This is a genomic window from Hydrocoleum sp. CS-953 (assembly GCF_002260545.1).
Classification (GTDB): domain Bacteria; phylum Cyanobacteriota; class Cyanobacteriia; order Cyanobacteriales; family Microcoleaceae; genus Trichodesmium.
This window is the reverse complement of record NZ_LGSU01001343.1, coordinates 1-10,397: the sequence shown is the minus strand read 5'-3', so window position 1 is coordinate 10,397 and position 10,397 is coordinate 1. Positions and strand designations below refer to the sequence as shown.

Here is a 10,397-nt window from a genome sequence, read left to right as displayed (position 1 = left end):
ATCCTAGAAACTGAAGATAAAAATCTCAATCAAAACACAGATTATGTTCAGCTTCAAGAATTTATCCAAATCTATGTTAATCCTCTAGAAGTTCATGTTCAGCAATTAGAAAGTTTAATTCAAGAAATTAAACAGATACCACCTAAAACAAAAGTAGAAACTTCATCACTTCCATCACTGAGTAAAATTACTAATAGTGAAGTTGCCATAAAACTAGAAAAATTATCACAAGATTCAGAACAATTAGCTATAGTAGCTCATCAAAGAGTAGAACAAGGATTTGAGGATTATCAAAAAGTAGAACAACTAGGAATACAAATATTAATAGCTAGCATATTACTGTCGGTAATAACTGCAATAATGATGTCTATCTATACTAGCAAGTCAATCGCAACTCCCTTAAAAGTAATAACCCAAGTGGCTGAACAAGTTACAGAAGAAGCTAACTTTGAACTCCAACTTCCTGTAACCACAGATGATGAAATAGGAGACTTAACAGTATCTCTGAATGAGTTAATTGGTAAAGTAGGAGAATACACAGAGCAACTCCAGGAAGCAAAACTTAAAGCAGAAGCAGCAAACCGTTCTAAAAGTGCTTTTCTAGCTACCATGAGTCACGAACTGCGTACACCCCTCAATGCAATTATTGGGTATAGCGATCTTCTTTATGAGGATGCTATGGAAGAAGGATATGAAGATTTTATGTCCGATCTAGAAAGAATTAAGCTAGCAGGTACACACCTCCTAGAAATGATTAGTGATATATTAGATATTTCTAAAATAGAAGCAGGTCAAGTTACACTTTATTTAGAAAGTATTGAGGTTAATAAGCTAGTTCAAGATGTGGTTGGTACAGCCAAAAATCTTACTGAAAAAAAAGGTAATAAATTCAAATTAGTTTTAGGAAAAAATCTGGGTAATATGTATGCAGATATGCCAAAAGTAAGACAGGTACTGATAAATTTACTGGGTAATGCAGCTAAATTTACAGAGAATGGTTTAATTACACTCCGTGTCGAAAAAGTCAAAAATAAGAAACTAAAAAATAATCAAAATCAAAATTCAGGGTTATTAAATAAAGAACAAAATTACATAGTTTTTCAGGTAATTGATACTGGTATTGGAATGACAGAAGAACAGTTAAAACATATATTTAAACCTTTTACTCAAGCAGATGCTTCTACTACTCGTAGATATGGTGGTACTGGTTTAGGANTTTTTCTTCTATTGCGTATAGAGCAATAGTCGTTTCATTCCCTGAAGCTCACGAAGTTGGATGATGGAATTTTTCTTCTATTGCGGATAAAACAATTCCGAAAAACATAGTTTTTCAGGTAATTGATACTGGTATTGGAATGACAGAAGAACAGTTAAAACATATATTTAAACCTTTTACTCAAGCAGATGCTTCTACTACTCGTAGATATGGTGGTACTGGTTTAGGATTAGCAATATGTCAACGTTTATGTGAGAGAATGGGGGCAGAAATTTCTGTAAAAAGTAAGTCTGGAAAAGGTTCGACATTCACTGTTTGGTTTCCTGAAAGGGTAATTATCTAGAATTTAGAATTTAGAATTTAGAATTCAGAATTAAAAATGAAAGAAGGTAAACATGAAGCTCTGGAAAAATACTGTCGTGATGAATTAGCAAAATATTTAGAACAACTCCTGGAAGCTAGACTTGAAGTAGAAGCCGCCGAAAATTTTAGCTATCGTTTGCTATATCCTCACGTTTGGAGAGCTCTACAAGCAGTTCTTGGTTTTAGCGACTTGATTTATGAAGACGCTTCAGACTTAGGATATGACAACCTTTTACCTAATCTTAAGAAAATTAAACTAGAAGCATTGCATATCTTGGAAATGAGGCAAGATATGGTAAATATTTCCAGAATAGAAGTAGGTAATGTTTCACTTTATTTAGAAAGTATTGAGGTTAATAAGCTAATTCAAGATGTAGCTGCTACAGCGGAAAATCTTACAGAAAAAAATCGTAATACCTTCAAATTAGTCTTAGGAGAAAATCTGGGTATAATGTATGCAAATGTGTCAAACGTGAAAGATGTACTTAGAAAAATACTGGATAATGCAGCTAAATTTACAGAAGATGGTGTGATTACACTCAGTGTAGAAAGAGTAAATAATCAGAAACTAAAAAGTCCTCAAAATCAAAATGCCGAGTCATTGAATAATGCACAAAATTACATAGTTTTTCGGGTCAGCGATACTGGTATTGGTATGACCGAAGAACAGTTAAAAGATATATTTGAACCTTTAACTACCCATTGTAGCTATAGTGGTTTAGGCTTAGGATTGGCAATATGTCAACGTTTGTGTCAGATAATGGGGGCAAAAATTGAAGTGGAAAGTGAATACGGAGAAGGTTCAACGTTCACTATTTGGTTTCCAGAAAGAATGAATGNCAGCGATACTGGTATTGGTATGACCGAAGAACAGTTAAAAGATATATTTGAACCTTTAACTACCCATTGTAGCTATAGTGGTTTAGGCTTAGGATTGGCAATATGTCAACGTTTGTGTCAGATAATGGGGGCAAAAATTGAAGTGGAAAGTGAATACGGAGAAGGTTCAACGTTCACTATTTGGTTTCCAGAAAGAATGAATGATACATTACCCTTAGATGAAGCCAAACTTCAAGAAACTATTTCCCAAGTTAAAAAATTAACAGACAAAAACCTCGAAGGCAAGTATGAAGCTTCTGAAATATATAGTCGAGAAGAATTAGCAACATATATAAAACAATTCCAGGAAGCTAAAATCAAAGCCAAAGCAAAAACAGCTTTCATTTTAGATAAACTTAAATTAATCAATGAATTTCGTACACCCCTAAATGCGATTCTTAGAGAGATTGAAATTATTCTTGATGAAAAAGCTTTTGAAGTAGGAGATGACGATTTCACCACCGAGGTAAAATCCGATCTAGAACAGATGAAGGAAATTGTTATATACCTCCTAAAAACGGTTAGCGATTGTTTGTATATTGCCCAAATAGAAACTGGTAAAATTACACTTGATTTAGAAAATATTGATGTTAATCAGCTAATTCAGGATGTGGTCGATCGAGTGAAGAATATTACGGATAAAAATGGGAAGAATTTCAAATTAATCTTAGGAGAAAATCTGGGTACTATGTATGCAAAGATGTCAAAAGTCAAAGATATACTCATAACTTTATTAGTTAGCAGCATTGAAGAGACAGAAGATAGTATGGTTACACTCAGTGTCAAAAAGGTAAACACTCAGGAACTACAAAATGATCAAAAGAAATTTGTCCAGTATTTGAATAGTTCTCAGAATTACATATTTTTTGAAGTCAGTGGTATTGGCATCAAAAATCAAAATAAAGTCCATGTATTGAACTATAATCTATTATGGCGTTACCGTTATTTAAAGTTGAGAGATTATCAAGGTTTAGATAAAATAATGGGAGCAAAGGTTGATATAGAAAGTCCGTCAGAAGAAAATTATAAAGTTACTGTTTGTTTTCCAGAAAGAGTAATAACCTGAACGGTATTTAATTCTGGTAAAAATTCTAATAGATAATTAACAAAATTTCATTAAGGTTATACCAAAGGGTGAATACCCAATAAGAAAAAACGGTTTTTTCTACTAAAATTTATTCACACCTACAAGTTAAAATTAAAGAAAAACATATAGACAAAAAATAAAAAACAAAAAATTATGCAGCCAAATAATCCTAACCAATTTACAGAAAAAGCTTGGGAAGCAATATCCCGCACTCCTGACATTGCTAAAACTTCCCAAAATCAACAAATTGAAAGTGAACACCTAATGAAAGCTTTGTTAGAACAAAATGGACTGGCAACCAGTCTATTTAATAAAGCAGGAGTTTCAAATTCTAAAGTACAAGAACAAACAGACACCTTTATCAACCGTCAACCAAAAGTCAAAAATACACCCAATAATATTTACTTAGGTCGCAGTCTGGATACCTTATTAGATAATGCCGAAAAATATCGCCAAGAATATAAAGACGAATACATCTCTATCGAACATTTAATACTAGCTTACCTAAAAGACGATCGCTTTGGTAAAAATCTCTATAAAGAATTTAAACTAGATGAAGTAAAGCTCAAAGAAACCATTTCTCAAGTTAGAGGTAATCACAAAGTAACAGATAAAAATCCTGAAGGCAAATATGAAGCGCTGGAAAAATACGGTCGCGACTTGACAGAATTTGCTCGTGAAGGTAAACTTGACCCTGTTATTGGACGCGATGACGAAATTCGACGCACTATTCAAATACTCAGTCGTCGTACAAAAAATAATCCAGTATTAATAGGCGAACCAGGAGTCGGTAAAACAGCGATCGCCGAAGGTCTAGCTCAACGCATCATCGCTGGTGATGTTCCCCAGTCTCTGAAAGAACGCCAACTCATCGCCCTAGATATGGGTGCATTAATTGCTGGTGCTAAATTTAGAGGCGAATTTGAAGAACGTCTGAAAGCTGTTCTCAAAGANACAAAAAATAATCCAGTATTAATAGGCGAACCAGGAGTCGGTAAAACAGCGATCGCCGAAGGTCTAGCTCAACGCATCATCGCTGGTGATGTTCCCCAGTCTCTGAAAGAACGCCAACTCATCGCCCTAGATATGGGTGCATTAATTGCTGGTGCTAAATTTAGAGGCGAATTTGAAGAACGTCTGAAAGCTGTTCTCAAAGAAGTTACCGACTCAGACGGTAAAATCATTTTATTTATAGATGAAATTCATACCGTTGTCGGAGCAGGTGCAACCCAAGGTGCAATGGATGCAGGTAACTTACTCAAACCAATGTTAGCTAGAGGAGAACTTAGATGTATCGGTGCGACAACTCTGGACGAGTACCGTAAATACATCGAAAAAGACGCTGCTTTAGAACGTCGTTTCCAACAAGTTTATGTCGATCAACCTAGTGTACCAGATACCATCTCAATTTTACGGGGTCTTAAAGAACGCTATGAAGTACATCATGGTGTGAAAATTTCCGATAGTTCTTTAGTTGCTGCTGCTACTTTATCTACTCGATATATTAGCGATCGCTTCCTCCCAGATAAGGCGATCGACTTAGTAGATGAAGCTGCTGCTAAACTGAAAATGGAAATTACCTCCAAACCAGAAGAACTTGATGAAATAGACCGCAAAATTCTCCAACTAGAAATGGAGAAATTATCACTGCAAAAAGAAAGTGATGCTGCTTCCAAAGAAAGGTTAGAGAGACTAGAAAAAGATTTAGCCAACTTGAAAGAAGGGCAACGTTCTCTTAATGCTCAGTGGGAATCAGAAAAAGGTATCATTGGCAAAATTCAGACTTTCAAAGAAGAAATTGATAAAGTCAATATTGAGATTCAACAAGCAGAACGAAATTATGACCTCAACCGTGCTGCTGAGTTGAAATTTGGTAAACTGATTAACTTGCAAAAACAAGTAGAAGAAGCAGAGGCAAAACTAGAAGCAACTCAAACCAGCGGTCAAACTTTGTTGCGGGAAGAAGTCACAGAAGCTGATATTGCTGAAATTATTTCTAAGTGGACTGGTATTCCCATCAGCAAATTAGTAGAGTCAGAAAAAGAAAAACTACTGCATCTCGAAGAAGAGTTGCATCAGCGAGTTATTGGACAGAATGAAGCAGTGACTGCTGTTTCTGATGCAATTCAGCGATCGCGTGCTGGTTTAGCAGACCCCAACCGTCCAGTTGCTAGTTTCATTTTCTTAGGTCCAACTGGTGTGGGGAAAACAGAGTTAGGAAAAGCATTGGCAGCATATTTATTTGACACCGAAGATGCGATGGTGCGTATTGATATGTCTGAGTATATGGAAAAACACGCTGTGTCTCGTTTAATTGGAGCGCCTCCTGGATATGTTGGTTATGATGAAGGTGGTCAGTTAACTGAAGCTATTCGCCGTCGCCCATATACGGTGATTTTGTTTGATGAAATAGAAAAAGCGCACCCGGATGTGTTTAATATTATGCTGCAAATATTGGATGATGGTCGCGTTACTGATGCTCAAGGTCACAAGGTTGATTTTAAGAATAGCGTGATTATTATGACCAGTAATATCGGTTCACAGTATATTTTGGATGTCACTGATGACTATGAGCAAATGCAGCATCGGGTGATGGANATACGGTGATTTTGTTTGATGAAATAGAAAAAGCGCACCCGGATGTGTTTAATATTATGCTGCAAATATTGGATGATGGTCGCGTTACTGATGCTCAAGGTCACAAGGTTGATTTTAAGAATAGCGTGATTATTATGACCAGTAATATCGGTTCACAGTATATTTTGGATGTCACTGATGACTATGAGCAAATGCAGCATCGGGTGATGGATGCTTTGCGTGGTGCTTTCCGACCGGAGTTTCTCAACCGTATTGATGAAACTATTATTTTCCATGGGTTGCAGAAAGAGCAGTTACGAGAAATTGTGCAGTTGCAAGTTGTGCGTTTAGAGAAGCGGTTAGCTGAACGTAAGATGTCATTGAAGCTTGCTGATGCTGCTGTTAACTTTTTGGCAGATGTTGGGTATGACCCGGTGTATGGCGCAAGACCGTTAAAGCGGGCAATTCAACGGGAGTTGGAAACGCAAATTGCTAAAAGTATTTTGCGGAGTGAATTTAATGATGGTGACACTATTTTTGTGGATGTGGAAAATGAGCGACTTTCGTTGAAGCGGTTGGGTGTAGATTTGGTGAAAGCGAAGTGAAGTCAAAATTCAAAAGTCAAAAGTCAAAAGTAAGATTTTATAGGCTTAAAACTTTGACAATATAGTGATGTCAGGAAATTATTTCACATCTACAGCGTTTTTCATTTCAGTAGACAACAAAGTAGGGACGTTCGCATTTTTGTTATGCAACATCCCTAAAGGGTTATCATTTTTGACTAATAGATATCTCTAAAGATAAAAAATCAAATCAATTCTTTCTTCCTGTTCCCTGTTCCCTGTTCCCTAAAAAAAAGTATGAAAAAATAAATTTATGCAATTACCAACTACTACTAATTCCTTAGACGCTTTTCTCCAACAACCCAACATCGAAACTTCTCCTGCTTGGGAATTTATCCATGGACAACCACAACAAAAACCGATGCCAACGCTGTTTCATTCCCGCCTCCAGCGGAACCTCGTCAACGCCATTAACAACAAAACCGAAGCTTATGAAGCTATTCAAGAACTCCGGTGCATCATTCCTCCCTTATCTCCCGTACCAGATATTGTAGTTGTCAAAAGCGATCGCCTTAGTGATGAAGATGGTCCACCGCAAGGTTCACCCGACTGGATAATTGAAATTCATTCCCCGGATCGACGCACATTAGACCTACAGAACAAAATTCTGCACTGTTTGGGTAACGGGACTCAACTTGCTTGGTTAATTGATATTCAGCGACAGCAAATCTGGGTTTGGGAGAACGAAGAACTACCACTGGTGTTTTCTGGAACTGATATACTGCCGACTCTTGACAATATCTCAGATTTGACAGTGGAAGAAGTAATCGCTATGACTCAACAACGATCAAGCTAGATAGTGGCTAAACGTGGATTTTGCCACAGATACACGGATGATGACAAATAATTAATCCGTTTATCCGTGCCCAAATCTGTGTCTAGTCTTCCTCTTCAACTAATTGAACCAGGTTTTCTAAAGCACCGTAAACCCTGGGAAGATTATCTATAGTAAAATTACCAGAATCTTTGATAAATGTATCTGCTACCAGTTTGCCAAATTGCCATAAGTTACCATCTGTAACTATTCCATAGACTGCCCTTGGGAAGTTATCATTTATTTTTTGTGACGCCAACAACTCGGCTAGACATTGCCCCCAACCTTGTTCAAAATCATTTTTCTTAGCTTCCACAACGATAACAATGGGTTTTTCTAATACTGTTTTACCAAGTTCAGAACGTTGTGAAAAAAGATAGTCTGGTGTTCCTGATAGAGTTTCATCGTAGGAGATACTTTTGCGAATCCAAAATGAATATTTCTGATAATGTTTTTTATATACTTCCCGCAATAGTGGAGAGATTATAATTTCGCTGCGAGATGCTTCTGAGGCAAACAAATCTATGTTTTCTTTGTTAAATTCAAAATCTTTGATAAAAATGTCTGATGGTAATAATTCTTGGTTAACTATGAAGTTCTCTTCAGAGTATTTAATTCTATACTTTTTTTGTACATCGGAGATTGTTTTAAAATCACTAAAAGCCATATTTCAATTCCTCATAATAAATTCTTAAATAAGAAGGCGGGTTTGTCTTTTATATCAAATCCGGTGGCATCGGTGTAATTAGATAGTGAATCTAGGAGTCAGGAGGTAGGGACGTTGCATGCAACGTCCGTACGGAGTCAGGAGAAAAGAGCATTTAGAAAGATTTGCACATTAGCTGGAGATGAAAATTTTTTTATACCGAATTAAGCGGATTTGATATTAGATATTATAATACTTATATTATGTCCATACAAACCCGATTGTTAGTTAAAAACAAAGTAGGGACATTCCATAGAAGATCCCTAGAGGGTTATTATTTTTTACTGAGGTAATATTATTATGTTAGAACAAGTGTTTAATTTAGCTACACAACTTCCTGTTTCTGAACAAATTAGTTTAATTGAAAAAATGATAGTTGAACTTAGGAAAAATAAATCTGCTCAATATTCTTTAATGCCTATAGAAAAGTTACAGTCAGAATTTGCTAAAGATTTAGCAGAGGCAGGATATCAATCAAGAGAGGATATAGTGAATTTAGTACGAGAAGTGAGACAGGAAATTTCACAAGAACGCCATTTCAGTTAACAGTTATCAGTTATCAGTTATCAGTACCATCGCCTTTAGCTAGAGGCTTGAAATATGGAATTTTCTTTTAAAAGAGGAGGTCTCATACCTTCTTTCTTTGGTTATTAATGTTATTAAATTTGATAATACTTTTAAATAAAAAAATGACTATTTCTCCTAGTCGTATATTTTTTGACACTAATGTTTATATTATTGGTTTCGCTACTCCAGAAAGTGATGAGTTTAGATGTCTTCAATGGGCTGGTTTAGGCATGAAACAATCTTCGTTAATTGAAGTTGTAATTTCCGAAATATTGCTTGAAGAAATTTTGCGAGTGGCGAAACGTCTGCGAAATAAAGATTGGAGTGGAGAAATAATCGATAGAATTTGGCAAGATTTTCAAGTTTGTTATGTTCTACTGGATGAAAATGAACTAGAAATAATTGAGAATTTAGGTAATATTCCTAGAGAGGATGCAGGAGTTTATTTAACTGCTAAAACAGGTAAAGCTCAATGTTTTGTGTCGGCTAACTATAAATTAGTTAAGGCTATTGTCGAAAAAACTGGAGAGTTTGAGTGCCTAACTCCTGAAGCTTTTGTTAATAAATATATTTAATTTTATAATATTAGTTATTTCCATACAACTTTTTTTTACCACCTAACCAATATTGCCAAATTACAACTACTGCCCAATGAATAATTACTGGAACCCACAAACAACCAGTTAATTGATAAGCTACTGTACATCCTAAACCTAAAAATCCTGTCAATGTCAAAAAAATTGGTGTCATAAAAGTAGGATTTCCCTGGGGATAAAAAGTTAGAGCATTTATTGGATGATAAATAATAAATAAAAATAAACTTAATGCTGCCCACAAAGACCACACAATAATTGAAATTCTCTCGGTGGGATGAGGCAATAATAAAACTCGAAATATCAGCTCTTCTATTAAAGATGGAGTGAAGAATGCCACTACCAACCCCTGAAATAATTCTTTGAGATTCCGAAAACCTCGACTTACTCGCAAAAATCTGGAATTAAAGCCTAACGGTAAGGCTATGGCTCCATAAACTAACAATGTCACCCCTACTACTAAACAATCTTGACTATTCATGGGGCGAGAAGCAAATATTAGACGGTCAATTAAAGTGGAAATCATAGAATTTGTAGGTTGGGTTGAGGTAACGTAGCTTGCTTCCCGTAAGGGTAACCCAACTTTTAAGACTTTTGTGTTGGGTTTATCCTAACGGATAAGCTCCGCTTTTCATGTCGCGCAGCGAAACACTTCGTTCTACCCAACCTACTTTCAGGTGAGTAGAAAGACTACGACTAATCCTAACAGAAAGCATAACTATCAAGACAACCAACGAGGTTTTTTAAATCGAAATGGAGAATGCCAAGCTTGATAAAATTCTGGGTAGGGGAGAGTTTGGGCACATTCCCAGATTATTGGGTAGCATTCATAGAAGCGATGGCTGTCAATTAGGTGGCCTACAAATGATAAACAGTATTTTAAGGATGTGACAATGACAACTTTTTTGATCTCCTTTTCCCTGCCAATTTCCTCTAACCTTTCTGCTGCGTACATGCGAGTAGTATCATAAG

At 35.9% G+C, this 10,397-nt stretch carries 8 protein-coding genes and 5 pseudogenes; 10 read left to right on the top strand and 3 right to left on the bottom strand.

The genetic code is table 11. The features are described 5' to 3' along the window. Positions 1-360 precede the first annotated feature (360 nt). From AFK68_RS39775 to AFK68_RS25275, 8 genes and pseudogenes are all read left to right on the top strand, one after another. Positions 361-1,215: pseudogene (locus AFK68_RS39775) on the top strand (histidine kinase dimerization/phospho-acceptor domain-containing protein); the annotation flags it as partial. Between the two features lie 107 nt (positions 1,216-1,322). Next, positions 1,323-1,559: pseudogene (locus AFK68_RS25295) on the top strand (ATP-binding protein); the annotation flags it as partial. A gap of 36 nt (positions 1,560-1,595) precedes the next feature. Beyond that, positions 1,596-2,418, top strand: a pseudogene (locus AFK68_RS46425) (sensor histidine kinase); the annotation flags it as partial. A 14-nt stretch (positions 2,419-2,432) separates the two neighbouring features. Continuing rightward, positions 2,433-3,524, top strand: coding sequence for an ATP-binding protein (locus tag AFK68_RS39765; protein ID WP_371357556.1), 1,092 nt, complete (start codon positions 2,433-2,435; stop codon positions 3,522-3,524). A gap of 174 nt (positions 3,525-3,698) precedes the next feature. Then, positions 3,699-4,498: pseudogene (locus AFK68_RS43620) on the top strand (Clp protease N-terminal domain-containing protein); the annotation flags it as partial. 1 nt (position 4,499) lies between these two features. Continuing rightward, a pseudogene (locus AFK68_RS25285) lies at positions 4,500-6,142 on the top strand (AAA family ATPase); the annotation flags it as partial. Between the two features lies 1 nt (position 6,143). After that, positions 6,144-6,727: AAA family ATPase (locus AFK68_RS25280; RefSeq protein WP_168186653.1), on the top strand; the 584-nt coding region annotated here is incomplete at its 5' end. A 271-nt stretch (positions 6,728-6,998) separates the two neighbouring features. After that, a complete protein-coding gene (locus AFK68_RS25275) occupies positions 6,999-7,541 on the top strand; it encodes a Uma2 family endonuclease (protein ID WP_094676087.1) in 543 nt (180 codons plus the stop codon). Between the two features lie 82 nt (positions 7,542-7,623). On the opposite strand, the gene AFK68_RS25270 is transcribed toward AFK68_RS25275, so the two are convergent. Next, positions 7,624-8,226, bottom strand: a complete 603-nt coding sequence (locus AFK68_RS25270; RefSeq protein ID WP_094676085.1) for a hypothetical protein — start codon at positions 8,224-8,226, stop codon at positions 7,624-7,626. Positions 8,227-8,565: 339 nt separating this feature from the next. Here AFK68_RS25270 and AFK68_RS25265 point away from each other — a divergent pair, with 339 nt between their 5' ends. Both AFK68_RS25265 and AFK68_RS25260 read left to right on the top strand, forming a co-directional pair. Then, positions 8,566-8,811 (top strand): hypothetical protein, encoded by a 246-nt coding sequence (locus AFK68_RS25265; RefSeq protein WP_094676083.1) that lies wholly within the window; start codon positions 8,566-8,568, stop codon positions 8,809-8,811. A gap of 143 nt (positions 8,812-8,954) precedes the next feature. Beyond that, positions 8,955-9,407, top strand: coding sequence for a PIN domain-containing protein (locus AFK68_RS25260; RefSeq protein ID WP_094676095.1), 453 nt, complete (start codon positions 8,955-8,957; stop codon positions 9,405-9,407). 10 nt (positions 9,408-9,417) lie between these two features. Here AFK68_RS25260 and AFK68_RS25255 read toward each other — a convergent pair whose 3' ends face one another. Further along, complete coding sequence (locus AFK68_RS25255) at positions 9,418-9,951, bottom strand: type II CAAX prenyl endopeptidase Rce1 family protein (protein WP_094676081.1); 534 nt, start codon at positions 9,949-9,951, stop codon at positions 9,418-9,420. A 195-nt stretch (positions 9,952-10,146) separates the two neighbouring features. Next, positions 10,147-10,397 (bottom strand): hypothetical protein (locus AFK68_RS37335; RefSeq protein ID WP_168186651.1); only part of this gene is annotated, 251 nt, incomplete at its 5' end.

What these genes read in the sequence shown, in the direction of transcription:
- AFK68_RS25270 (WP_094676085.1), bottom strand. Translation starts at nt 8,226, where the DNA reads ATGGCTTTTAGTGATTTTAAAACAATCTCCGATGTACAAAAAAAGTAT.
- AFK68_RS25275 (WP_094676087.1), top strand. Translation starts at nt 6,999, where the DNA reads ATGCAATTACCAACTACTACTAATTCCTTAGACGCTTTTCTCCAACAA.
- AFK68_RS25265 (WP_094676083.1), top strand. Translation starts at nt 8,566, where the DNA reads ATGTTAGAACAAGTGTTTAATTTAGCTACACAACTTCCTGTTTCTGAA.
- AFK68_RS25255 (WP_094676081.1), bottom strand. Translation starts at nt 9,951, where the DNA reads ATGATTTCCACTTTAATTGACCGTCTAATATTTGCTTCTCGCCCCATG.
- AFK68_RS25260 (WP_094676095.1), top strand. Translation starts at nt 8,955, where the DNA reads ATGACTATTTCTCCTAGTCGTATATTTTTTGACACTAATGTTTATATT.